At 63.0% G+C, this 23,202-nt stretch carries 20 protein-coding genes and 1 other RNA gene; 11 read left to right on the forward strand and 10 right to left on the reverse strand.

The genetic code is table 11. From position 1 onward, the window contains the following. The first annotated feature begins 465 nt into the window (after positions 1-465). Positions 466-1,872 carry a 30S ribosomal protein S12 methylthiotransferase RimO gene (gene rimO, locus DJFAAGMI_RS02380; RefSeq protein WP_211455802.1) on the forward strand — a complete coding sequence of 469 codons (1,407 nt, stop codon included), beginning with the start codon at positions 466-468 and terminating at the stop codon, positions 1,870-1,872. A gap of 298 nt (positions 1,873-2,170) precedes the next feature. Here rimO and ffs read toward each other — a convergent pair. Beyond that, positions 2,171-2,266: signal recognition particle sRNA small type (ffs, locus tag DJFAAGMI_RS02385), an RNA gene on the reverse strand. Between the two features lie 103 nt (positions 2,267-2,369). Here ffs and dnaX point away from each other — a divergent pair. The 3 genes from dnaX (at position 2,370) to recR (ending at position 5,635) form a co-directional block, all read left to right on the forward strand. Beyond that, positions 2,370-4,529 carry a DNA polymerase III subunit gamma/tau gene (gene dnaX, locus DJFAAGMI_RS02390; protein ID WP_211455803.1) on the forward strand — a complete coding sequence of 720 codons (2,160 nt, stop codon included), beginning with the start codon at positions 2,370-2,372 and terminating at the stop codon, positions 4,527-4,529. Positions 4,530-4,556: 27 nt separating this feature from the next. Beyond that, on the forward strand, positions 4,557-4,889 hold the full coding sequence (locus tag DJFAAGMI_RS02395; RefSeq protein WP_003056681.1) for a YbaB/EbfC family nucleoid-associated protein: 333 nt from the start codon (positions 4,557-4,559) through the stop codon (positions 4,887-4,889). Between the two features lie 155 nt (positions 4,890-5,044). Then, complete coding sequence (gene recR, locus DJFAAGMI_RS02400) at positions 5,045-5,635, forward strand: recombination mediator RecR (RefSeq protein WP_211455806.1); 591 nt, start codon at positions 5,045-5,047, stop codon at positions 5,633-5,635. 126 nt (positions 5,636-5,761) lie between these two features. On the opposite strand, the gene DJFAAGMI_RS02405 is transcribed toward recR, so the two are convergent. Both DJFAAGMI_RS02405 and gloB read right to left on the reverse strand, forming a co-directional pair. Then, positions 5,762-7,285, reverse strand: a complete 1,524-nt coding sequence (locus tag DJFAAGMI_RS02405) for a transglycosylase SLT domain-containing protein (RefSeq protein ID WP_211455807.1) — start codon at positions 7,283-7,285, stop codon at positions 5,762-5,764. Continuing rightward, entirely contained in the window at positions 7,285-8,058 is a 774-nt protein-coding gene (gloB, locus tag DJFAAGMI_RS02410; protein ID WP_211455808.1) for a hydroxyacylglutathione hydrolase, read from the reverse strand. The genes DJFAAGMI_RS02405 and gloB overlap by 1 nt, the downstream gene beginning before the upstream one ends. A gap of 19 nt (positions 8,059-8,077) precedes the next feature. Between gloB and DJFAAGMI_RS02415 the strand changes: the two genes are divergently transcribed. Next, complete coding sequence (locus DJFAAGMI_RS02415; RefSeq protein WP_211456703.1) at positions 8,078-8,911, forward strand: class I SAM-dependent methyltransferase; 834 nt, start codon at positions 8,078-8,080, stop codon at positions 8,909-8,911. Then, complete coding sequence (gene rnhA / locus DJFAAGMI_RS02420) at positions 8,908-9,357, forward strand: ribonuclease HI (RefSeq protein WP_003066200.1); 450 nt, start codon at positions 8,908-8,910, stop codon at positions 9,355-9,357. The genes DJFAAGMI_RS02415 and rnhA overlap by 4 nt, the downstream gene beginning before the upstream one ends. Before the next feature lie 28 nt (positions 9,358-9,385). Here the strand turns inward: rnhA and DJFAAGMI_RS02425 are convergent, their stop codons facing one another. From DJFAAGMI_RS02425 to DJFAAGMI_RS02450, 6 genes are all read right to left on the reverse strand, one after another. Then, positions 9,386-9,712 (reverse strand): thioredoxin family protein, encoded by a 327-nt coding sequence (locus tag DJFAAGMI_RS02425; RefSeq protein ID WP_211455809.1) that lies wholly within the window; start codon positions 9,710-9,712, stop codon positions 9,386-9,388. Positions 9,713-9,765: 53 nt separating this feature from the next. Further along, complete coding sequence (moeA, locus tag DJFAAGMI_RS02430) at positions 9,766-11,139, reverse strand: molybdopterin molybdotransferase MoeA (protein WP_211455810.1); 1,374 nt, start codon at positions 11,137-11,139, stop codon at positions 9,766-9,768. An 86-nt stretch (positions 11,140-11,225) separates the two neighbouring features. After that, positions 11,226-11,891, reverse strand: coding sequence for a molybdenum cofactor guanylyltransferase MobA (mobA, locus tag DJFAAGMI_RS02435; protein ID WP_211455811.1), 666 nt, complete (start codon positions 11,889-11,891; stop codon positions 11,226-11,228). Further along, on the reverse strand, positions 11,884-13,026 hold the full coding sequence (gene moaA, locus DJFAAGMI_RS02440; protein ID WP_211455812.1) for a GTP 3',8-cyclase MoaA: 1,143 nt from the start codon (positions 13,024-13,026) through the stop codon (positions 11,884-11,886). Before moaA ends, mobA begins: the two co-directional genes overlap by 8 nt. A gap of 97 nt (positions 13,027-13,123) precedes the next feature. Then, positions 13,124-13,708 (reverse strand): DUF2889 domain-containing protein, encoded by a 585-nt coding sequence (locus DJFAAGMI_RS02445; RefSeq protein WP_043007603.1) that lies wholly within the window; start codon positions 13,706-13,708, stop codon positions 13,124-13,126. Between the two features lie 184 nt (positions 13,709-13,892). Then, the gene (locus tag DJFAAGMI_RS02450) at positions 13,893-14,705 is read right to left on the reverse strand and encodes a Crp/Fnr family transcriptional regulator (protein ID WP_003056666.1); all 813 of its coding nucleotides are present in this window, start codon (positions 14,703-14,705) and stop codon (positions 13,893-13,895) included. Between the two features lie 61 nt (positions 14,706-14,766). Here DJFAAGMI_RS02450 and DJFAAGMI_RS02455 point away from each other — a divergent pair, with 61 nt between their 5' ends. From DJFAAGMI_RS02455 to DJFAAGMI_RS02470, 4 genes are all read left to right on the forward strand, one after another. Next, complete coding sequence (locus DJFAAGMI_RS02455) at positions 14,767-15,291, forward strand: Mpo1 family 2-hydroxy fatty acid dioxygenase (RefSeq protein WP_211455813.1); 525 nt, start codon at positions 14,767-14,769, stop codon at positions 15,289-15,291. 224 nt (positions 15,292-15,515) lie between these two features. Then, positions 15,516-16,043 carry an inorganic diphosphatase gene (gene ppa / locus DJFAAGMI_RS02460; protein ID WP_003056663.1) on the forward strand — a complete coding sequence of 176 codons (528 nt, stop codon included), beginning with the start codon at positions 15,516-15,518 and terminating at the stop codon, positions 16,041-16,043. Between the two features lie 138 nt (positions 16,044-16,181). Continuing rightward, the gene (locus tag DJFAAGMI_RS02465) at positions 16,182-17,936 is read left to right on the forward strand and encodes a methyl-accepting chemotaxis protein (RefSeq protein ID WP_211455814.1); all 1,755 of its coding nucleotides are present in this window, start codon (positions 16,182-16,184) and stop codon (positions 17,934-17,936) included. A gap of 433 nt (positions 17,937-18,369) precedes the next feature. After that, on the forward strand, positions 18,370-20,130 hold the full coding sequence (locus DJFAAGMI_RS02470; RefSeq protein WP_211455815.1) for a methyl-accepting chemotaxis protein: 1,761 nt from the start codon (positions 18,370-18,372) through the stop codon (positions 20,128-20,130). Positions 20,131-20,189: 59 nt separating this feature from the next. On the opposite strand, the gene DJFAAGMI_RS02475 is transcribed toward DJFAAGMI_RS02470, so the two are convergent. Next, on the reverse strand, positions 20,190-21,551 hold the full coding sequence (locus DJFAAGMI_RS02475; RefSeq protein WP_211455816.1) for a GNAT family N-acetyltransferase: 1,362 nt from the start codon (positions 21,549-21,551) through the stop codon (positions 20,190-20,192). On the opposite strand from DJFAAGMI_RS02475, the gene DJFAAGMI_RS02480 reads away from it, so the two are divergent. Then, positions 21,550-23,196 carry an NAD+ synthase gene (locus tag DJFAAGMI_RS02480; RefSeq protein WP_211455817.1) on the forward strand — a complete coding sequence of 549 codons (1,647 nt, stop codon included), beginning with the start codon at positions 21,550-21,552 and terminating at the stop codon, positions 23,194-23,196. The genes DJFAAGMI_RS02475 and DJFAAGMI_RS02480 overlap by 2 nt on opposite strands. Positions 23,197-23,202 lie beyond the last annotated feature (6 nt).

Genomic DNA, 23,202 nt, shown 5'->3' on the forward strand with positions numbered 1-23,202 from the left:
TCGGCCAGCGCTTTTGGGGGTCTGAGAGGTCTGGGCTGGAGGGGCGCAGGTCCTATTTTCAGTCAGCGTGATCCATGCAACTTTTTCGCCTTCATTTCAGTCGGCGAACTTTGGGGGCTCGACGGGACCGGGCCACTACCTCATACCTGAGCTGTGGGGATAAAGACCAGAAGGGCGTGAGCAGCCCGGGTGCGTAGCTGGTAAAATCCGCCGATTGACCTGTTTGGGCCCACGTCGATGTTTGACGCAGACGCGGGCCTTTGAATTGTTGGTCGCGAGTACGCATCTCGCAGGACCCGCCAGAATACAGGCGCTACAGCCATGGAAACTGTAGCGCCTTTTTCGTTTACCGGTTTTTTCATCGTGCGCACAGCAGGCTCAAGCCACAGGGTCGAGCCTGCTGATCTGGCCGTTGAAATAAAATTGCTGCCTGGCGCGTAGACGCCGCGCTGCTGGAAAAATCAAATGAAATCAATCGATTCCGATAGCCCCACGCAAACCGCCATCCCCAAGGTGGGCTTTGTTTCGCTGGGCTGCCCCAAGGCCTTGACCGATAGCGAACTGATTCTCACGCAGCTCAGTGCCGAGGGTTACCAGACCTCCAAGACCTTTGAGGGCGCTGATCTGGTCATCGTCAATACCTGTGGCTTCATCGATGATGCAGTCAAGGAAAGCCTGGACACCATTGGTGAGGCCCTGGCAGCCAACGGCAAGGTGATCGTGACCGGTTGTCTGGGTGCCAAGGCTGGCAAGGATGGCGGCTCCACCATGGTGGCCGAAGTACACCCCAGTGTGCTGGCCGTCACCGGCCCCCATGCCACCCAGGAGGTAATGGACGCTGTGCACACCCACCTGCCCAAGCCGCACGATCCATTTGTGGATCTTGTGCCCGGCAGCTTTGGCGACGCAGGCATCAAGCTCACGCCCAAGCACTATGCCTATCTGAAGATTTCCGAAGGCTGCAACCACCGCTGCACTTTCTGCATCATCCCCAGCATGCGCGGCGATCTGGTCTCGCGTCCGATCGGCGATGTGCTCAAGGAGGCCAAGGCGCTGTTCGAAGGAGGCGTCAAGGAACTGCTGGTGATCAGCCAGGATACCTCGGCCTATGGCGTGGATGTGAAGTACCGCACCGGCTTCTGGGACGGCAAGCCGGTCAAGACCCGTATGCTGGAGCTGGCCGACGAGCTGGGCAAGCTGGCGCAGCAGCACGGTGCCTGGGTGCGCCTGCACTATGTCTACCCCTATCCCACCGTGGATGCGGTCTTGCCCCTGATGGCCGAAGGCAAGATCCTCCCTTACCTGGACGTGCCCCTGCAGCACAGCCATCCCGATGTGCTCAAGCGCATGAAGCGACCCGCGTCGGGCGAAAAGAACCTGGACCGTATTCGCGAGTGGCGCAAGATCTGCCCCGAGCTGGTGATTCGTTCCACCTTCATTGCCGGTTTTCCCGGCGAGACCGAAGAAGAGTTTGAGCATCTGCTTAACTTCATTCGCGAAGCCGAGATCGACCGTGCCGGCTGCTTTGCCTACAGCCCTGTCGAAGGCGCCACCGCCAACGAACTTCCAGGCATGCTGCCCGAAGAGGTGCGCGAGGCGCGTCGTGCGCGCTTCATGGAAGTGGCCGAGGAAGTCTCCACCCTGCGCCTGCAGCGCCGCGTGGGCCAGGTCATGAAGGTGTTGGTGGACAAGGCCGTCAGCCTGGGCAAAAAGGGTGGTGTGGGCCGCACCTATGCCGATGCCCCCGAGATCGACGGTGTGGTTCACATCCAGCCGCCCGAAAAGGCAAGCAAGACCTACAAGGTGGGCGAGCTGATCAGCGTGCGCATCGTGGGCACGCAGGGACATGACCTGGTGGGTGTTCCGGTTTGAGCTTCCATGGCGTCTCTGCGCGGCGCCATGTCAATCCGGAAAAACAAAAAGGCCGCAATTGCGGCCTTTTTTACGTCTGATCTCTTGGTGGTCGCTCTTGTCTGCCAGTGGCCTGCGGAGATCCTGATGTAAAGACGGGTTCGGATTCGGCTTTGAGCGGTGCCGCATCCCACAAGACATGGGGTATCGACACGAAACACTTTTCCTGGGCAAAGCGCCTCAGCATGGTGCTGTTCATGGTGAAAAATGGCCTTTCTTGGAAGAGAGCCTCTTGTCTGTAAAGAGGTTTCCATCGAAAGGTGACGAGCCTGATCTCGGCACTGTATCCGCAGTTAGGGCTGCTTGGTTCCCCACCTGACCCGGTTGGCTGCTTCCCCATGCGAGGAGGCCCGTCACTCTCGATTATAGATGCAAAACCGACACAGTTCCGCGAGCTGTGAAATGAGATTCCAGGAGCAGGCTTGTTGGCATGTCCCGGCCCCGTAGAATCAGAGGCTATGTCTTATTTAGTGCTTGCTCGCAAATACCGGCCCCGTACCTTCACTGAAATGGTGGGGCAGGAGCACGTGGTTCAGGCTCTGACCAATGCGTTGACCCAGCAGCGCCTGCACCATGCCTATCTGTTCACGGGCACACGTGGCGTGGGCAAGACCACGGTGTCGCGCATTCTGGCCAAGTCGCTGAATTGCCAGGGCCTGGATGGCAATGGTGGAATCACCGCAACCCCTTGCGGGGTATGCGCAGCATGCACTGAAATCGATAGCGGTCGTTTCCCCGACTACACCGAGCTGGATGCTGCATCCAACCGCGGCGTGGATGAGGTGCAGAGCCTGCTGGAGCAGGCGGTGTACAAACCGGTGCAGGGGCGCTTCAAGGTCTTCATGATCGACGAGGTGCACATGCTGACGAACACGGCGTTCAACGCCATGCTCAAGACGCTGGAGGAACCTCCGGAGTATCTGAAGTTCGTGCTGGCCACGACCGATCCGCAGAAAGTACCGGTCACCGTGCTCTCGCGCTGCCTGCAGTTCAATCTGCGCCCGATGGCGCCCGAAACGGTTCTGGAGCACCTGACCCATGTGCTCGACAAGGAAAGCGTGCCGGCTGAGCCTCAGGCACTGCGATTGCTGTCGCGCGCCGCGCGTGGCTCCATGCGCGATGCGCTGAGCCTGACCGATCAGGCGATTGCCTTTGGCAGCGGGCAGTTGCAGGAGGCGACGGTGCGCCAGATGCTGGGCAGCGTGGATCGCAGCCATGTCTTTCGCCTGATCGATGCCCTGGCGCAGGGTCACGGGCGCACGGTGGTTGAAGTCTCCGAAGAGCTGCGCCACAACGGTCTGTCTGCTGCATCGACACTGGAGGAAATGTGCGCCGTTCTGCAGCGCATGGCCGTGTTGCAGGCCGTGCCCGACATGCCCCTGGATGCCAGTGACCCGGAGGCTACCGAAGTAGACCGACTGGCCTGTCTGATGCCACGCGACGAGACGCAGCTGCTCTACAGCATCTGCCTGCACGGCCGCGTCGAGCTGGGACTGGCCCCGGATGAATATGCGGCGCTCACCATGGCACTGCTGCGGCTGCTGGCCTTCAAGCCGGAAAATGCCGAAGCCGGCACGGCTGAAAAAAAAACTCCGGCGCTGAGGCCTAGCCGACCTGTTGTCCAGGCTCCGGCTCCGATTCAGCAGCCTCCGGCTTCACAGCCGGTGGCGAAGCAGGTGCCGGCGACCGAGGTCCAGTCCTTGCCGTCTGTGCAGCAGCCTGTGGTGCAAGCCGTACCGGAGTCGGCACCAGCGCAAGAGCCTGCGTCAGTCGCCGCAATGGCCGAGCCAGAACAGATTCAAGAGGTTGCTGATCGCTCGGATTCAGCTGCATATTCCGTTGCAAGGCCGGTGATGCAGGCAGTTTCGGAGCCGATCCGGTCGCCAGCTCCTGCCGTGACGCCTGAACCTGCAGAGGTTCAGCAAAACATGGCTGCTGCGAATCAGGAAGCCGCCGCCGAGGCAGACCAGATGCCTGCCGACGATGCATCCGAGAGCGCCGAGGCCGATGCTCCCGAAGAGCAGGATGCCGGCGAAGCGGCCTGGGCAGGCATGCCCGATGAGGGGTGGGCTGACGATGGGCGCTGGGGCGATGATGCCGAACTGGATGTCGGCCAGCCCTTGCATGCCATGCCGCCCATGGAGTCGGACGAGCCGACAGCCCAGAGCGCAAGCGGCGGTTATGCCAGCACGGCCCAGGATGCAGCTCCCGTGGAACGTACCCCTGAGGGCGATCTGTGGTTTGACGTGGTGCAGCAATTGCTGCAGAGCGAAGCCGTGGTGGCCGTGGCGCGGCAGCTGGCGCTGCAGTCGCAACTGCTGGGTCGTGAAGGCGATCTGTGGCGATTGCGCGTGGAGTCCAACTCACTCAATCAGGCTGGCACACGTGATCGTTTGCGCGCTGCGCTGGAAGCGGCCGGTCATGCGCGACAATTGCAGGTCGAGCAAGGGCCGGTGACGGACAGTCCTGCCCGCCGACTGGCCCTGGAAAGACAAGCCAGCCAGTTGCTGGCCGAGGACATTGTCAAGAGCAATCCGCAGGTGCAAACCTTGATGCGAGACTTTGGCGCGAAAATCGTGCCCGGTAGCATCAAGCCCATATCTATTCAGCCTGAATAAGGCGTTTCAACAAAAGAAGGAATTCTCATGTTCAACAAAGGACAACTCGCCGGTTTGATGAAGCAAGCTCAGGCCATGCAGGACAACCTGAAGAAGGCTCAGGATGAGCTGGGCAATATCGAAGTCGAAGGCGAATCCGGTGCCGGTCTGGTCAAGGTCGTGATGACCTGCAAGCATGACGTCAAGCGCATCACCATCGACCCCAGCCTGCTGGCCGAAGACAAGGACATGCTGGAAGACCTGGTGGCTGCCGCCTTCAACGCGGCTGTGCGCAAGGCCGAAGAGACCTCCAACGAGAAGATGGGCAAGATCACTGCCGGTATGCCCGGCCTGCCCGGCGGGATGAAGTTCCCCTTCTGACGGATTTCCCCTGAGCGGCCGTGCCGCTTCCCCGGCCAAGGGATGGCCGCGATGCGGCTCCTGCTTGCTGTCCCAGGCCGGGTCGTGCAGGGGAGTGAATGGCGATCTGCGCAGTGGCAGGTCGCCTTTTTTCTGGTGACTGAAAGGACAAACCCGTGTCTGATGTGCAATCTCTGGATGCCTTGATCGAGGCCTTGCGCCGGCTGCCGGGCGTGGGCATCAAGTCGGCACAGCGCATGGCGTTTCATCTGCTGCAGCGTGACCAGGCCGGGGCGCTGCAACTGGCGCGGGCGCTGGACTCTGCGGTGAGCTCGGTGCATCACTGCGAGCGCTGCCACACGTTTACCGAAGGCGCGATCTGCAGCATCTGTGATGACGCCGGGCGCGATGGCGCGCGGCTGTGTGTGGTCGAGGCGCCGGCCGATCTGGCTGCCATGGAGCGCACGGGGGCCTACCAAGGCTACTACTACGTGCTGATGGGGCGGTTGTCGCCGCTTGATGGCGTGGGCCCCAAGGAAATCGGCATGAAGCAGTTGCTGGAGCGTGCCTGTGACGGCGTGGTGCAGGAGGTGATTCTCGCCACCAGCTTCACAGCCGAGGGCGAGGCCACGGCCCATGCCATCAGCGAGGCGCTCAAGTCGCGTGGCATCCTGGTCACGCGGCTGGCGCGCGGCGTGCCCATAGGCAGTGAGCTTGAATATGTGGATCTGGGCACGATTGCCCACGCGCTGGTGGACAGGCGCTAAAAATATTAATTGAATTGGCTTTGATCGCCTATCTATAAAGCGTTTTCCGCTATCTTTTTTGAAAGAGCAGAAATAGAAAAGCCCGCTGGTTCTGCGAACAGCGGGCTTTTTTGCGGGTGGTGAGGCTTATTTGCGCTTCTTGGCAGGTGTACCGCCGCGAGCCTTGGGTTCGCTCTTGCCGCCACGGGGAGTGGGCGCACTGCTGCTTCTGGCGTTCTTGCTAGCGGCTGCCACCTTGCTGCTGCCACGGGTGTTGCGGGCCGAGCTGTCATTGCTTTCGGCGCGTGCGCTGCGGGCTGCGCGGCTTGGCAGGTAGGCAATCAGCGACTGGCCGGGGCGCAGGGATGCCGTCGACTTGAGGTCATTCCAGTCCGCGAGGTTGGAGACGCTGATGCCATAGCGGCTGGCCACGCTGACCAGCGTATCGCGCTTGCGCGCCTTGACCGTGGTGCGCACAGTCACGACTTCAGGGGCGAAGGAGATCTGGCCGTTGTCTGCCACATGGCCGGGCACATCGGTCTTGACATTGGCATCGCGCGGCACCATCAGGGTCGAGCCGGCCTTGATCAGCATGCGCGGCGGGATGTTGTTGATGGCGCGCAGATCGGCTTCGCCCAGGCCTGCGCGCTGGGCGGCTTCGGCCACGGTGATGGTGGTGGGCACGGTCCATACCGTCCAGCTGGCAAACTGGCCTTCGCTATAGGCCTGCAGATTGCGGCGGAAGACCTTGGCATTGTCCCAGGGCAGCAGCACCTGCGGCGTGGCGCGCGCAAAGATCACCGGCTTGTGAAAGCTGGGGTTGAGCGCCTTGAAGTCATTCACGCTGACATCGGCCAGCTTGGCCACCAACTCCACGTCGATGTCGTGCGGCAGATCCACGGCCTGGAAATAGGGGTGGTTTTCGATGATGGGAAGCTCTGTGTTGAACTTCTCGGGCTCGGCCACGATGTTCTTGACGGCCTGCAGCTTGGGCACATAGTTGCGGGTTTCGGCCGGCATCTGCAGATCGAGGTAGCCCGCAGGCTGACCCAGCTTCTCATTGCGCTTGATGGCGCGGCCCACGCTACCCTCGCCCCAGTTATAGGCGGCCAGGGCCAGATGCCAGTCGCCAAACATGTTGTAGAGCTTTTGCAGATAGTCGAGCGCGGCGCGGGTCGAGGCCAGCACATCGCGGCGATCGTCGCGGAAGACATTCTGCTTGAGGTCGAAATAGGTACCGGTGGCCGGCATGAACTGCCACATGCCGGCGGCCTTGGCGCTGGAGACCGCCTGCGGGTTGAAGGCGCTTTCGATGAACGGCAACAGCGCCAGCTCTGTCGGCATGTTGCGGCGCTCCAGCTCCTCGACGATGTGGAACAGATACTTGCTCGATCGCTCCGTCATGCGCTGGATATAGTCGGGGCGGGTGGCATACCACTGCTCCTGGTTCTGGACCAGATCCTGTTCCAGGTTGGGCATGGCAAAGCCCTTGCGGATGCGAACCCAGAGGTCGCCAGTGGCTTCCAGTTCAGCGACTTCGGAGCTGCCGACTTTGCCCTGGCCCAGGGGTTTGAGCGGGCCGTTCGGATACATGGGGTCGACGCTGCTGGTGGTGGCGCAGCCGGTCAATATCAGTGCGCTTGTCAGCAGCAGGGTGGATAGCAGCTTCATCAGAAAACGTTTTTCCATTGGCGCAGGGTGGCCAGCACGCTGGCGGGGTCCTCGGGCCTGGTTTGAGGATCATGGTGCACGGCGGCTGCGATCACATCGGCAGCGCGGCTTCGCATGAACGGGTTGATGGCCAGCTCGGTCTGCAATGTGGAGGGCAGCGTCGGCCGCCCGCTCTTGCGCAGTTGCTGGCAATGTTCCAGATACTGAGCCAGTTCTGGATTGTTTGGTTCCACGGCCTGCGCAAATCGCAGGTTGGAAATTGTGTACTCATGTGCGCAGCACACCAGCGTGTTGCCGGGCAGGGCGGCCAGTGCGTCCAGCGAGGCCTGCATCTGTGCTGCCGTGCCTTCGAAAAGGCGGCCGCAGCCGCCCGAGAACAGCGTGTCACCGCAGAACAGCAGGGGCTGGCTTTGCGCCCGGGTGCTGAAGAAGGCAATATGACCGCTGGTGTGTCCGGGCACATCGATGACTTGCCAGGGGCCGCCGAGCAGCTCGACGCTGTCGCCGCCCTGCACGCGCGTGACGGGCTCGGGCAGGGACTCGTAGGCAGGGCCCCAGACGGGGGCGCCGGTGGCCGCGCGAATGGCATCGATGCCGCCCACATGGTCGGCATGATGATGGGTGACTAAAATGCCCAGCAGTTTCAGACCCCGCTGTGCCAACGTGCTCAGCACAGGCTCGGCCTGACCCGGATCGACGACCACGGCGTGTTCCGCATCGTGGAGCATCCAGATGTAGTTGTCGGAAAAAGCGGGAATGGGCAACAGGTTCATGAGCTGCAAAATTATAGAGATGCATCACTGGACGGATTCAGCCCTAGGGCACTACCTCCTGGAATGGGAGCAGCAGCGCTTTGACGAGGCGGTGGCCGATATCTTTGGCTACCACGCCTTGCAACTGGGCTTGCCGCAGCTGCAAGGCCTGCGCGGCAACCGCATGCCCCATCGCTGGCTGGCGCTGGAGGGCATCGATCCCGTTCCGGATGCAAAAGCAGGCACTGTAGCGCAAGCGGCGGCGGCCGGAGTGTCACAGGTGCAGCCGCCCGCCGATGAAACGCAGAATTTTGCTCCGTTGATGCCGGCGCTCAGGACCGCTCCGGAAGCCCTGCCTTTTGCCGAGGCCAGCCTTGATCTGCTGCTGATGCCGCATACGCTGGAGGCTTCGAACGACCCGCATGCCGCGCTGCGCGAGGCTGCGCGCGTGCTGGTGCCGGAAGGTCGGCTGGTGATCAGCGGGCTGAATCCCTCCAGTCTGCTGGGTCTGCAGCGCCGGGTGGAGCGCAGCGCGGGCTATTTGCCGGACCTGAGCCTGGGCGTGGGCTACTGGCGTTTGCGCGATTGGCTGCGATTGCTGAGCTTCGAGATCGAAGCCGTGCAATTTGGCTGTTATCGTCCTGCCACTCAAAGTGAGAAGTGGCTGAGCCGCTGGCAGTTCATGGAAGGCCTGGGCCACCGCTGCTGGCCGGTGATGGGGGGCGTCTATTGCGTGGTGGCCGTCAAGCGCGTGCAGGGCATGCGTCTGATGAGCCCGAGCTGGCGCAAGAGCACCGTGCCGGCCGGCATGAAGGCGCCCGTGACCCAGAAGCAGCCGCCGGACATGTTCTGGCGTAACAAGGAAGAAAATTGAATCAAGTTGTGATCTATACCGATGGCGCCTGCAAGGGCAATCCCGGGCCTGGAGGCTGGGGCGCATTGCTGCAGGCCGGATCGGCGCAGAAGGAGCTCTTCGGTGGTGAACTGGGAACCACCAATAACCGCATGGAGCTCAAGGCCGTGATCGAGGCGCTGTCCGCGCTCAAGCGTCCCTGCGATGTAGTGCTGTATCTGGACAGCCAGTACGTGCGCAAAGGCATTACCGAGTGGATACAGGGCTGGAAGGCCAAGGGCTGGGTCACCGCTTCCAAGGAGCCAGTCAAGAATGTCGAACTCTGGAAGCAGCTGGACGCGCTGGTGCAGGGCAGCGGTCACCGTATCGACTGGCGCTGGGTCAAGGGCCATGCCGGGGACCCTGGCAATGAGCGCGCCGATGCGCTGGCCAACAAGGGCGTGGAGCTGGCGCTCAAGAAGGGCTGAGCCAGGCAGCCGGGCCAGTTGCGCTGGCTCAGTTCGTGATCTGCGCCAGTGCTTCTTGGATCTGCTGCTCGGACTCGGGGCGCACGATGCGCGCCACCTCCTTGCCGTCACGCAGAAAAATCAGCGTGGGCCAGAGCTTGACGCGATAGCTGCGCCCCAGCGGCCGGCCGGGGCCGTCTTCCACCTTGATGTGCGCCACTTCCGGCTGGCCAGTCAGCGCGGACTGCAGCAGCGGCTGAGCGCGCTGGCAGTGGCCGCACCAGGGGGTGCCGAATTCCAGCAAGTTCGCGCCCTTGAGCGCATCGATGGCCTGCCTTGTGGGTTCTGTGGCCCAGTGGGTGGCTTGGTATGGCATGAAATATTTCCCAGAATGGATCGAGGGTCGAGGATCAGACGGCAAGTCTGTCTTCAGATCAGACCCTGCAGCAGCAGGATGTTGACGGATTCTCCGGGCTGGACATCGCCGCGCGCATCGTCCAGCACGATGATGCAGTCGGCTGCGACCATGGAGCTGAGCACGCCCGAGCCTTGCGGGCCCGTGGTGCGCACGGCGGCCTGGCCCTTCTCATTGAGTTCGAGCACGCCGCGCAGATACTCGGTACGGCCCGGGCGTTTGCGCAGGCGCTCGCCGCTGATTGCCTGCAGCAATGGCACGGGGGCGGGGCGTTCGCCAGCCAGCAGGGCCAGGGCCGGACGCACAAACATCAGAAAGCTCACCATGGCGGCCACCGGGTTGCCGGGCAGCCCCAGCAGCACCGCCGGGCGTTGGGTGGGTGGTGTATTGCTCTGACTGTGGGAGACGCCTGCGCTTGTCTTGATCGGGATGCCTGCCGATCTGGTTAAGGAGATTCCGCCTGCGGGAGCGAGCAGGCCCACCGCCAGCGGCCGACCGGGGCGCATGGCCACACGCCAGAACTGCACGGTGCCCAGACGCTGCAGCATCGCGCGGGTGTGATCGGCTTCGCCGGTACTGATGCCGCCGCTGGTCAGCACCACATCGGCCAGGGTGGCTGCTTCGCGCAGGCGGTCTTCCAGCGCGGTCGGCTCATCGGGCACGGCTCCCAGGTCCAGCACATGGGCCCCCAGGCGGCGCAGCAGCGCCTGCAGGCTGAAGCGGTTGCTGTCGTAGATGGCTCCCTCGCGTGGCTCGGCACCTGGGCTCAGCAGCTCGTCGCCGGTGGAAAAGTAAGCCACGCTGAGCCTGCGCCGTACGCTGACCTGGCCCAGTCCCAGGCTGGCCAGCAGACCCAGGGCGGCAGGTGTGAGACGCTGGCCAGCTTGCAGCGCCACGGAGCCTTGCTCCAGGTCTTCGCCGCGCAGGCGACGATTGGCGCCTGCGCGCATGGCATGGCCGTCAAATTGAATGCACTCCTGGTCAGCGCTGGCCTGCTCATGGGCTACTACCGTGTCCGCACCCGCCGGCATGACCGCACCCGTCATGATCTTCACGCATTGGCCAGCGCCAAGCCGGCCTTGCCACGGCCCTCCGGCCAGAGCAGTCCCCATCACACGCAGCATCAGTGGCTGGCCGGGCCGTGCCTGCTCCAGTTCGCTGCCGGCAAAGGCATAGCCATCCATGGCACTGTTGTCATGGGGGGGGACGTTGACGGGGCAGATCACATCGGCTGCCAGCACACGATCCAGAGCATCGGGCAGGGCGACGGTTTCCACTTCGGCGACCGCACCCAGCGGCTGCAGCAGGGCCTGCAGCTGTTGCAGTACCTGGTCAGTGGTCAGCGTCTGGGCGCTGGTGGAGGCGGCAGGTTGAAAAGTCGCGGTCATAACGGCAAAAAATAAAAAACCTCATGACGGGATGCGGCCATGGGGCTGCGTGGCACTTTACGCTTTTGGCTTGACGTGCCGATGAATCAGGATTGGCGTTCGGTGGCGATTTGCTCCAGGTCAAGCAACTGGGCCAGCGTGTTGGCGTTGCTGAAGGCCTGCTCATCCCCTGGGCGGTCAAATAGGGCCTGGGAGCTGGGATGCTGGCCGGTCCAGGCGTCTATCTTGCGGCCGCCGCCGGTGATGAAGCGCTCCAGGCTGGAGGCGAGCTGGGCCCGCAGCAGGCAGAACACGGGCTGGGCGCGCAGCTGCGGCGGCTGGCCCGGCTTGACGTGCTCGGTATCCCAGCCGTGAGCGATGACGATATCGGCATCGCCGCGCGACGCCAGCATTCGCGTCGCCAGATCGAGGGGCAGCAGCGGCGTATCGCAGGGCACGCAAAGCAGCCATGGCGTGCGGCAATGGGCGAGGCCGGCCATGAAGCCCGCCAACGGGCCGGGGTAGTCGGGCAGGCTGTCGGCGCAGACCTCGGCAGCCAGTGGCTGGCCCAGGGCGGCATAGGCCGCTGCATTTCGATTGGCATTGATGAGCAGGGGGCCGACCTGCGGGGCCAGGCGCTGCAATGCATGCAATGCCAGCGGCAAGCCCTGAAAGCGCTGCAGGCCCTTGTCCACGCCGCCCATGCGCGCGCCGCGCCCCCCGGCCAGCACGCAACCGGTGATCTGCTCAGCGGTGATGCGTGAGTCAGCCACCGATATAGCTCATCTCGATACGCCGACCTTGCCGCACCGGCGCCACATCGGGCGGCATCTCGCTGCGCAGCTGCGAGTAGCGATCGCCGCGCTGTTGCCAGATGGGGGCGATGGCAGCAGCAATCTCGGCATCGCTGGCACCGGTGCGCAGCAGGCTGCGCAAGTCCCAGCCCTGGCTTGCGAACAGGCACAGATAGAGCTGGCCCTCGGTAGACAGGCGTGCGCGGTTGCAGTCGCCGCAGAAAGCGTGGGTCACGCTGCTGATGACACCCACCTCGCCCAGCTGGGGGTCATATTGACCGCTAGCGTTGGCATAGCCCCAGCGCACGGCGGTCTCGCCCGGGGCGCTGGGCGCCAGCGGGATCAGCGGCAGCTCGGCGCGCAGACGTGCTATCACCTCGTCCGAGGGCAGTACCTCGTCCATGCGCCAGCCATTGGTGGCACCCACGTCCATGTATTCGATGAAGCGCAGCGTGATTCCCGTGCCGCGGAAGTAGCGGGCCATGGGCAGAATCTGGTCGTCATTGGTGCCGCGCTTGACCACCATGTTGACCTTGATGTGCGACAGACCTGCGGCCTGCGCAGCCTCGATGCCGGCCAGCACATCGGTCACGGGGAAATCCACATCGTTCATGCGCCGGAACACGGCGTCGTCCAGCCCGTCGAGGCTGACGGTCACGCGGTTCAGGCCGGCGTCCTTCAGGGCGCGGGCCTTGCGTGCCAGCAGCGAGGCGTTGGTGGTCAGTGTCAGGTCCAGCGGCTGGCCATCGGGCGTGCGCAGCTCGGCCAATTGGGCAATCAGGGCTTCGATGTTCTTGCGCAGCAGCGGCTCGCCGCCGGTCAGGCGCAGCTTGCGCACGCCATGGGCGACAAACAATCTGGCCAGGCGCGTAATTTCCTCGAAGCTCAACAGTGAGCTGTGGGGCAGATATTGGTAGTTCTTGTCAAAAACTTCCTTGGGCATGCAGTAGTTGCAGCGGAAGTTGCAGCGGTCGGTGACGCTGATGCGCAGGTCGCGCAAAGGCCGTCCCCATTGATCCTGCAGCAGCCCGGTAGGGGCCTGCAGGGGGTTGGGGACGATTGCGCTGCGGGATGCCGCACGCTCATCGACCAAGGGGATCACACGTTCTGCCATGGACTCGATTGTGCCGCAAGAGCGAAGTCCGGGCCGGCTGCGGGCTTGTTGTGGGCTATCAAAATTGATAGCTGTTAGCGCTTGTCGGTATTGTGGATCAGGCTTGTGTAGTGGTTTCCCTGGGTTGCTGCTGAGCCTGCGGCTTCCAGTCTTTGAACTCGGGGTAGAACTCCGCCACGCCGGGGCCGTTGAAGTCCCAGCCCAGACACTGGCCCAGGTGGCGTGGTGGCAGGCCCGAGCCATTGGTGCCGAACTGGTTGAGCACGGTGTGAAAAGCGGGCGTTGCCATATTGAACAGCAACTCGCGCAGATGCGTGCAGCCCACCACCCCGCCCAGATTGTCGGCAATGGCGCGGCGCCAGCCGCGGGCTATGCAGCAGCCAACCATCTTCTGCATGGACTTCGTGGCCTGAGGGCAGTGGCCCAGGGGGTGGTCGTCCATGGCAGCCTCTATGCCGTGCACCACCATGTCGGCATCGATGGTCAGGCGGATCCACATATGGTGAATCGGCTTGCCTGCCGGCACTTTGCGGCGGCCGTGCAACTCGATGTCATAGGTTTTCTGGTCGATCAGCTCGGCTTCCACGTCCCACATGCCGTCGTCACGGGCATAGCCCCGGTATTTGACGTCGCGCATGTGGATGGGGGCTGGCGTGCGGCTGGCACTGGGAGGCAGGGGCATGGGGTATCCGTTGTTGTGGCGGGCGACGACGGCATGTCGGAACCTGACTGGATCGCCCGCGATGATCTTGAACCGGGTCTGGTGCGCCAGACCCGATTTCATTATCAAAGAGATAGCAGGCTTGTCCAGCACCAAGCGGACAGCGGGGCGGCAGAGGGGCGACTCCGAGCCGGGCGGCGAGCGCCTAGCTGCTCGCGGGTATCTGCCCGGTGAGTGCTGCGGCCTTGAGTGCGGCCAGGTCCAGAACTTCCAGCTTGCCGCGCCGCAGCTGCAGCCAGCCGGCCTGCTGCAGCTCCTGCAGGATCTGGTTGGTGGTCTGGCGTGACAGGCCCAGCATGCGTGCGATCTGCTCCTGCGAGACGGCCAGCTCGCGGTGGGTGCGCATGCGGTCGGCCCATTGCTCGTGGCCCATGGCCATCTGCACCAGGCGGCACATCACGCGCTGCGGTGCAGGCAGCACGGTCTGCTCCTCCAGGGCAATCAGGCTGGCACGCAGCTTGTGGGTCAGCAGCAGGGCCATGTGGCGCCAGCAATGCGGATTGGCATCCAGCCACTCGCGCAGCGGCGGTATCGGGATATGCAGCAGGGCGCAGGCGGTGTTGGCGCAGGCGTCGTGGGTGCGGGGCTCGCCGTCGAAGAGGGCGATCTCGCCCAGCCAGCTCGGCGGCTCGATCAAGGTCAGCAAGGCCGTGCGGGTGTTTTCCTGAAGCGCTGCCGTGCCGGAGATGCTGAGCGAGCCCCTGGCCACTGCATACAGGCCGCAAGGGGCATCGCCGCGACGAAACAGCCATTCGCCGGCGGCCAGCAGCCTTGGCTGGGCCAGTTGCTGCATCTGGGCGGTCAATTCCGGCGGCAGCGAGCGGAACCAGCGACCGGCCTGCACGATGGCCCAGAGGTCATTGGAGTTGACATGCTCGAAGCTGCCGCGCTTGCGTGCAGGGGGCACGGAGGCCAGTGCAGGCCTGGGTGAGGGTATTAGCGCTTGTGTCGGTGGCATGACAGACGGCAAGGTTGATGCTGCGCCACCATGCTCTGACAAGCGACCAGGAGACACAGCGATGAAAACCCTAATCGATCAACTGTCCAACTACGCCGACTACCACCGCGACCCGCGCAATATCGTCACGCACTACATCGGCGTGCCCATGATCATGCAGGCGGTGGTCATTCTGCTGGCCAGGCTGCAATGGGGTGCGCTGGGTGGTATGCCGATCTCGCTGGCCCTGCTGGCAGCGCTTGCCGCCGCGGTGTATTACTGGCGGCTGGACGGGCGCTACGGCCTGTTCATGAGCGTGGTGCTGGCCATCATGCTGGCGCTGGCTGCTCCCATTGCCGCGCAGCCCATGGGCAGCTGGCTGGTCTGGGGGCTGGGCCTGTTCGCGATCGGGTGGGTGATCCAGTTTGTCGGCCACTATTGGGAGGGACGCAAGCCCGCATTTTTTGACGACGTGATGGGCCTGGTGATTGGCCCGCTGTTCGTGGCGGCCGAACTGGGCTTTGCGCTCGGGCTGCGCAAGGAGGTGCAGGCGGCAGTGGAGCAGCGCAGCGGTCCCGTGCGACGTCGCCAGCCTGTGAATGCATGATGCTCTGTTTTTGAGAGCTAAAAGCATTGTCTGGTAAAGGGAAAATAGTCTTTTTTATGGATATTCCGGCCACTGCCGGTCGCCTGTAATACAGCGCTGCGGACCCAGCTTTCAAACATGTAATGCCAGCGTTAGGGTCATGCGCCTAAAATCGCGGGCTGACCCTCAGGTGCCGATGCTTCGTCGGCGCTGGCGGGCTTTTTGTATTACTTCTCCCAACCATCATGTCTCTGAACAATGTGACCCCCGGCTCCAAGACGCCTGAAGTCTTCAACGTCGTCATCGAAATCTCGGCCAACTCGGCTCCCGTGAAGTACGAAGTGGACAAGGAATCCGGCTGCCTGTTCGTGGATCGTTTCCTGGGCACCGCCATGCACTACCCCGTGAACTACGGCTATGTGCCCCAGACCCTGTCTGGCGACGGCGACCCCGTGGACGTGCTGGTGATGACTCCCTTCCCCCTGCCCAGCGGCGTGGTGGTGCCCTGCCGTGCCATCGGCATCCTGGAGATGGAAGACGAGTCCGGCGTCGACGGCAAGGTTCTGGCCGTTCCCACACAGAAGCTGCTGCCTTCCTACGACAAGATCAACCACCTCAGCGATATCCATGAGCTGACCCTGCAGCAGATCGCCCACTTCTTCGAGCACTACAAGGATCTGGAAAAGGGCAAGTGGGTCAAGGTTCTGGGCTGGAAGGGCGTGGACGCGGCACACAAGGAAATCGTGGACGGTATCGCCAACTACAAGGGCTGATCCAAACTAGTAAAGGGTCTCTAACCTTTACTTGCAGAGAAGCCTCGCCATCTGCATCTATACAATTTGAAACGCACCCGGCGGACCTCGCTTGGTGCGTTTTTTATTGCCTGCATCGATATATACGAGGGGATGCGCATGAGTTGGAAGATTTCGGACTGGCGCGTGGGGACCAAGTTGGGCATCAGCTTCACGGCGCTGGTGCTGTTGTCTGCATTGCTGGGGCTGGTGGCCTGGCTGCAGCTGTCCAGCATTCATGCAGCGGGCCGCGAGGTATCCGAGGTGGCACTGCCCAGCGTCTACAACGCGGCTTCCATGCGCTCCGAGTACAACCGGCTGCGCCGCCATGAGGCAGGCATCGCCACCGCACGCACTCTGGTCGAGATCGAAGGCTACGAGCAGCAGATCCAGCAGCGCCTGAAGACCATTGCCGAGCAGGAGAAGGTGGTCCATGAGCTGATTGCCAGCCAGCCGCTGCGCGAGGCCTATGAGGGCTATCAGGCCAACAAGGCGAACTTCCTGAAACTGCACGAGCAATTGCTGGCGCGGGCGCGCGATGGCGACTACAACACCGTGGACAGCCAGGCCGGCATGGCCGATGAACTGGGCCTGTTCTTTGCCGGGCTGTCCGAGCAGGCCTTCAGCCAGCTGGCTGAAAGCACGGGCAAGCTGATGACGCTGCAGCTCGAGAACGCGGCCCAGGCCCAGCAGGCCGAAAAATCCAGTTTCGAGCTGGCCCGCTACTGGCTGCTCGGCACGCTGGCGCTGGTGGTGCTGTTTGCCGCTGTGGTCGGTATTGCGATGACACGCGCCATCACGGCGCCCGTGGCCAAGGCCGTCGAGCTGGCGCAGGCCGTGGCGGCCGGCAGGCTGGGCATGGTGGTGAAGAATCAGCGCCGCGACGAGATGGGCTTGCTGCTCAACGCGCTGGAGGACATGCGTCGCCAGCTGTCCTCCGTGGTTCAGGATGTGCGCGGCAATGCCCACGGCGTGGCCCTGGCGTCCAGTGAAATCGCTCAAGGCAATGCCGATCTATCATCGCGCACCGAAAGCCAGGCCAGCGCTCTGGAGGAAACGGCCGCATCCATGGAGCAGCTGGGTTCGACCGTGCGCCAGAACGCCGACAACGCCCAGAGCGCCAACCAGATGGCCAGGAACGCCTCCGATGTCGCGGGCCGCGGCGGTGCCGTGGTGGCCCAGGTGGTGGACACCATGAAGGGCATCAACGACAGCAGCCGCCAGATTGCCGACATCATCGGCGTGATCGACTCCATCGCCTTCCAGACCAATATCCTGGCCCTGAACGCAGCCGTGGAGGCAGCGCGTGCCGGTGAGCAGGGCCGTGGCTTTGCCGTGGTGGCAGGGGAGGTTCGCACGCTGGCCCAGCGCAGCGCCGAAGCCGCCAAGGAAATCAAGCAGCTCATCCATGCCAGCGTGGAGCGCGTGGAGCAGGGCTCGCAACTGGTGGACAAGGCCGGGGCCACGATGGCCGAAATCGTGACGGCCATCGGCCGCGTGACGGACATCATGGGCGAGATCAGCGCCGCTAGCAGCGAGCAGAGCCAGGGCGTGGCCCAGGTCGGCGAAGCCATCACCCAGATGGATCAGGCCACGCAACAGAACGCGGCCCTGGTGGAGGAAAGTGCCGCGGCGGCCGACTCCCTGCAGCGCCAGGCCAAGGCCTTGGTCGATTCGGTGGCGATTTTTCAGCTCGGCAATCAGGCACCGAGCTTTGCCACGGCGGCTCTGCGCAACCGGACAGAACCCGCAGTTGCCAAGGCCGCAAAGAGCGCAGGCCCGCAAGTCGCTGCGTTGGCCGGCCAGGGGCAGGCCAAGGCGGCTCCTGCGGCTCAGCCCGCTCTGGGAAACGACCAGGACTGGGAGCAGTTCTGAGGATTTTCCGGTTTCAATGACCTTTGTCTCAAAACCCCGATAGCGAAAGCTGTCGGGGTTTTTTTACAAGCTTTCTCCAAACTGTCTTGATATTGATCAAGAAGAAGGGTGGCTTGGTGCTTTTTCAAAGCTATGTAACTTGTGGCGGCATCGAGAATCCCTAGCCACGGCCATTGGTAACTACTAGTAACTAATTGGAGTGATGTAAGTGGTTGCCTACGTATTTGTAGGCTCTTGAAGATAGGCAAGGATTATGAAACTGGAAACAATTGAAAACATATAAGCCGGTATCCGGTTCATTCCATCTCTTGTGTGCCATTCAGAGAGATAGTTTCCGATCGAGCAGAAAAAAGTGAATTCGTGCGCTTCGCAGGCCTGGATTCAACAGAAGTATTTATAAAAAACTAATTGGTAATAGAGGGAGGTGCAATCAATGAAAAGCATCAAAATCTCCACGCGGATTCTCGGCACGTTCGGGATTCTGGTCGTGTTGCTGGTCGTGGTGGTCGCCATGGCTTTGCTGCAGCTGAGCTCCATGCGCTCCAGTGCCGAGACCATCACCGGCAACGCCCTGCCCAGTGTGGAAGTGATCAATACCCTCAATACCGATCTGGCGCGCACCCGCCTGCTCGAATTACGGCATGTCAATAATGACGAGCCCGGTTATATGGCTCAGGTGGAAACCCAGTTCGATCAGCTGCAAAAACATCTGGCCGAGGCCAAAAAGCTCTACGAGCCTTTGATTCTCACGGCCGAGGAGCGCGAGCTCTACACGCAGTTCCTGCACGAGCGGGAGCGTTATGTCGAGCTGAACAAGCGGTTGTTCGAGGTTTCGCGCAGCGGCGACAAGGAGCAGGCCAAGCAATTGCTGGGGGGCGAGTCTCTCAAGCTCTACGACGCGTCTTCGGCGACCTTGCAGAAGCTGATCAAGTTCAACAGTGATGTGGCCAGAAGCGAGACGCTGGCTTCGGAGCAGGTTTACGACCGCGCCGTGAGCTTGCTGGTCGTGGCTGCAGCAATTGCGGTGCTGGTGGCCCTGGGCGCCGGCATCTGGCTGGTGCGCTCCATCCGTGCGCCGCTGGAGCAGGCGGTACAGGCCGCGGACCGCGTGGCCAACGGGGATCTGAGCGGCGTCATTCGCGTGGAGCGAGAAGATGAAACCGGTCGCCTGCTGGGCGCCCTGGAGCGCATGCAAAGCAGTCTGGTGCAGACCGTGCGCACGGTACGCCAGAACGCGGAAGGCGTGGCCTCGGCCAGTTCGCAGATTGCCTCGGGCAATGCCGATCTGTCCAGCCGCACCGAGGAGCAGGCCAGTGCGCTGGAGGAGACCGCGGCTTCCATGGAGCAACTGGGCTCCACCGTGCGCCAGAACGCCGACAACGCCCGTGCCGCCAATCAGATGGCCGTGAACGCTTCCCAGGTGGCAGCGCAGGGCGGCGCCGTGGTGGCCGAAGTGGTGGAGACCATGAAAGGCATCAACAACAGCAGCCAGCAGATTGCCGACATCATCACCGTCATCGACTCCATCGCCTTCCAGACCAATATCCTGGCGCTGAATGCGGCCGTGGAAGCGGCGCGTGCCGGCGAGCAGGGCCGTGGTTTTGCCGTGGTGGCGGGCGAGGTGCGTACCCTGGCCCAGCGCAGCGCCGAAGCGGCCAAGGAGATCAAGGCCTTGATCAACACCAGCGTGCAACGTGTGGAGCAGGGCACGCAACTGGTGGACAAGGCCGGCGCCACCATGGCCGATATCGTGTCGGCGATCAGCAGGGTGACGGACCTGATGACCGAAATCAGTGCTGCCAGCCAGGAGCAGAGCCAGGGTGTGGCGCAGGTGGGCGAGGCGGTGACGCAGATGGATCAGACGACGCAGCAGAATGCGGCGCTGGTCGAAGAAAGCGCCGCCGCCGCCGGTGCGCTGCGCAAACAGGCACAGGATCTGGTCCAGGCCGTGGCGGTGTTTCAGCTGCCTGGCGCAGCGGCTTATGAGCAGTCGCCAAAGACTGCCTCTCGTGCCGCGGCGCCAGTCAAGGCCGCACCAGCGCGCCAGGCACCTGCCCGCCGTGTGGCCGCCCAGCCGGCGCCCAGGCAGGCGGCCCCGCGCTCCTTGATGGGTGGGTCCATGGCGGGCGAATCCGCGCCTGCCCGCAATGCGCCCAAGTCCTCGCTGAACGAGGATGACTGGGAAACCTTCTGAATGTCTCCAAGGACCCGGGATTCAAGGCCGCTGCAAAGCGGCCTTTTTTGTTTCCGCCTTCAGACCTTGCGCATCGGGCTATGGGACTGAAGCTCTTCCACATACTGGGCCATGCCTTCGCCTTCGCGCTGCAAAAAGCGCTCGATGGCATCGGCAAAAGCCGGGTGGGCCACCCAGTGGGCGCTGGGGGTCTCCACGGGCAGCAGGGCGCGGGCCATCTTGTGCTCTCCCTGGGCGCCGCCTTCGAAACGGTCAAAGCCGTTGGCAATGCACCATTCGATGGGCTGGTAGTAGCAGGCCTCGAAATGCAAGCTGTCGACCCGCTCCAGAGCGCCCCAGTAGCGGCCATAGGCGACCTTGTTATTGATAGCAGCTTGCGCTTTCCTGTCATCAAAAAACAATATATTTAATGCTGAAATCGTTGACTGAAAAGCGGTAATAGCTATCAAACTTGAGGCGATCGGTTGTCCGTTGCGCTCGGCAATGAACATCACCCAGTTCTCGGGCATGGCCGAGGCCATGGCGGCAAAGAACTCTGGTGTCAGATAAGGCGGGTTGCCATGCTCCAGGTAGGTGCGCTCATAGCAGCGGTAGAAGAAGGACCAGTCCGCCTGACCGATGTCGCAGCCCTTGATGGTCCTGAAGCTCACGCCGGCTTCGCGAACCTTGCGTCGCTCCTGGCGGATCTTCTTGCGCTTTTCCTGGTTCAGCGAGCCCAGAAAGTCGTCGAAGTCCTTCCAGCGGGACGGTGTCGCTGCAGTGCCCGCGCAGGCCTGCAGGCTGGCAGGCTCTGCCTCTGCAGGCAGAGTGGCGCCCGCAGCAGGTAGCGCGGGCGGCGTGTTCGTCCAGTGAAACTGCACCGTGCTGCGCTGCATCCAGCCGGCCGAAGCGCAGGCGGCAAGATCGTCGGCATCGCCGAAAAGCAGGTGCAGCGATGACAGCTGCTGCTCGGCGGCCCAGGCCTGGACGGCCTGCACCAGCGCCACGCGCAGTGCCGGGCTGCGCGCCAGCAGGCGGGAGCCGGGCACGGGCGTGAAGGGGACGGCCAGCAAACCCTTGGGGTAGTAAGGCAGGCCATGCTGCTGATAGGCACGCGCCCAGGCCCAGTCGAAGACATATTCGCCGTAGGAGTGGGTCTTGATATAGAGGGGGCAGGCCGCCAGCAGCTCCTCGCCGTCCCAGACGGTGATGACCCGGGCGATCCAGCCTGTATCGGGCGTGGCGCTGCCGCTTTGCTCCATGGCAGCCAGGTATTCGTGGCGCATGAAGGGCGTGGGCGTGGATTGAGAGGCCAGCAGCACATTCCAGGTTTGTGCGTCCAGCTGCTGCACGCTGGCAAGCACGCGAGTGATAATCTTGTTTTCGGCCATGCCCTGATTGTCGCGGGGGCTGGTGGCCTCACCGCCTAGCTTGCATTTCATGACGCTTTCCATCTGCTGTGCCCAACGCAATTTTGTTGTGGGAGACCTCTCTGGCAATGTCCAGAAAATCATTGCCGCTGCCGAACAAGCTTATGCCAACGGTGCCCGCCTGCTGCTCACGCCCGAGCTGGCCCTGTGTGGCTATGCGGCCGAAGACCTTTATCTGCGTCCGGCTTTTCTGGATGCCTGCGACGAGGCCTTGAAGCAGCTGCAGCAGGCCAGCAGCCAATGGCCGGGGCTGGCCTTGGTCATCGGTCACCCGCAGCGCGATGCGCAGGCCGGGACATTGTTCAACGCTGCCAGCGTGCTGCGCGACGGCCAGCTGGTGGCGCACTATTACAAGCAACTGCTGCCCAATTTTGGCGTGTTTGACGAACAGCGCTACTTTGCGGCCGGTAAGGAAAGCTGCGTCGTCGAGCTCGACGGCATCCGTATTGGTCTGCTGATTTGCGAGGACGCCTGGCATGCCGGCCCGGCCCGTGCCGCCGTGGCCGCAGGCGCCCAGTTGCTGCTCGTCATCAATGCCTCGCCATTCCATAGTGGCAAACCCCTGGAGCGCGAGGCGGTGATCGCACAGCGCGCCGTGGAAAACGCGGTTCCTCTGGTCTATGCCCATCTGGTGGGTGGCCAGGATGAAGTGGTGTTCGACGGCTGCTCGTTCGCGGTGCAGGCCGACGGCCAGGTGGCGGCGCGTGCGGCGGCCTTCGAGGAAGATCTGCCCATGGTGGCTGCGCATCCGGGCAATGGCGGCGTGACGCTGACGGGCGAAGTCAGGCCCCTGCCGGGCCACCATCAGGCACTCTGGTCTGCGCTGGTGCTGTCCGTGCGCGACTATGTGGGCAAGAACCGCTTTCCGGGCGCGCTCATCGGCCTGTCGGGCGGCATGGACTCGGCCCTGGTGCTGGCCATTGCCGTGGATGCGCTCGGCGCGGACAAGGTGCGCACGGTCATGATGCCTTCGCCCTATACGGCCGATATCAGCTGGCTGGATGCGCGCGAAATGTCCGAGCGCGTGGGCGTGCAGCACGAAGAGATCGATATCGCGCCGCAGTTCGAGGCCTTCAAGGCGGCGCTGGCCGGCACTTTTGCAGGGCGTGCCGAGGATACGACCGAGGAAAATCTGCAGGCCCGTATTCGCGGCACCCTGCTGATGGCCATGAGCAACAAGTTTGGCTCCATCGTGCTGACCACGGGCAACAAGAGCGAGATGTCCACCGGCTACTGCACGCTGTACGGCGACATGGCCGGTGGCTTTGCCGTCATCAAGGATGTGTTCAAGACCGAGGTGTTCGCGCTGGCGCGCTGGCGCAATGCCAACGACCCCTTCGGCACCGGGCTCGACCCCATCCCCGAGCGCATCATCACGCGCCCGCCCAGCGCCGAACTGCGCCCCGATCAGAAGGATCAGGACAGCCTGCCGGACTACGAGGTGCTGGATGCCATCGTGTCCCGCTACATGGAAAACAACGAGAGCATAAGTTCCATCGTCGCCGAGGGTTTTGCGCCGGCGGACGTGGAACGGGTCACGCGTCTGATACAAATCAACGAGTACAAGCGCCGCCAGGCTCCGGTCGGTCCGCGCCTGACGATGCGCAGCTTCGGCAAGGACTGGCGCTATCCCATCACCAACAAATTTCGCGCCTGAGTCTTT

It is taken from the genome of Comamonas brasiliensis (assembly GCF_018292285.1).
GTDB classification, from domain to species: Bacteria; Pseudomonadota; Gammaproteobacteria; order Burkholderiales; family Burkholderiaceae_C; genus Comamonas; species Comamonas brasiliensis.

Coding starts and splice junctions, on each gene's coding strand:
- rimO (WP_211455802.1), top strand. CDS start 466: ATGAAATCAATCGATTCCGATAGCCCCACGCAAACCGCCATCCCCAAG.
- dnaX (WP_211455803.1), top strand. CDS start 2,370: ATGTCTTATTTAGTGCTTGCTCGCAAATACCGGCCCCGTACCTTCACT.
- DJFAAGMI_RS02395 (WP_003056681.1), top strand. CDS start 4,557: ATGTTCAACAAAGGACAACTCGCCGGTTTGATGAAGCAAGCTCAGGCC.
- DJFAAGMI_RS02405 (WP_211455807.1), bottom strand. CDS start 7,285: ATGAAGCTGCTATCCACCCTGCTGCTGACAAGCGCACTGATATTGACC.
- gloB (WP_211455808.1), bottom strand. CDS start 8,058: ATGAACCTGTTGCCCATTCCCGCTTTTTCCGACAACTACATCTGGATG.
- DJFAAGMI_RS02415 (WP_211456703.1), top strand. CDS start 8,078: ATGCATCACTGGACGGATTCAGCCCTAGGGCACTACCTCCTGGAATGG.
- DJFAAGMI_RS02425 (WP_211455809.1), bottom strand. CDS start 9,712: ATGCCATACCAAGCCACCCACTGGGCCACAGAACCCACAAGGCAGGCC.
- moeA (WP_211455810.1), bottom strand. CDS start 11,139: ATGACCGCGACTTTTCAACCTGCCGCCTCCACCAGCGCCCAGACGCTG.
- moaA (WP_211455812.1), bottom strand. CDS start 13,026: ATGGCAGAACGTGTGATCCCCTTGGTCGATGAGCGTGCGGCATCCCGC.
- DJFAAGMI_RS02445 (WP_043007603.1), bottom strand. CDS start 13,708: ATGCCCCTGCCTCCCAGTGCCAGCCGCACGCCAGCCCCCATCCACATG.
- DJFAAGMI_RS02450 (WP_003056666.1), bottom strand. CDS start 14,705: ATGCCACCGACACAAGCGCTAATACCCTCACCCAGGCCTGCACTGGCC.
- DJFAAGMI_RS02455 (WP_211455813.1), top strand. CDS start 14,767: ATGAAAACCCTAATCGATCAACTGTCCAACTACGCCGACTACCACCGC.
- ppa (WP_003056663.1), top strand. CDS start 15,516: ATGTCTCTGAACAATGTGACCCCCGGCTCCAAGACGCCTGAAGTCTTC.
- DJFAAGMI_RS02465 (WP_211455814.1), top strand. CDS start 16,182: ATGAGTTGGAAGATTTCGGACTGGCGCGTGGGGACCAAGTTGGGCATC.
- DJFAAGMI_RS02470 (WP_211455815.1), top strand. CDS start 18,370: ATGAAAAGCATCAAAATCTCCACGCGGATTCTCGGCACGTTCGGGATT.
- DJFAAGMI_RS02480 (WP_211455817.1), top strand. CDS start 21,550: ATGACGCTTTCCATCTGCTGTGCCCAACGCAATTTTGTTGTGGGAGAC.
- DJFAAGMI_RS02475 (WP_211455816.1), bottom strand. CDS start 21,551: ATGAAATGCAAGCTAGGCGGTGAGGCCACCAGCCCCCGCGACAATCAG.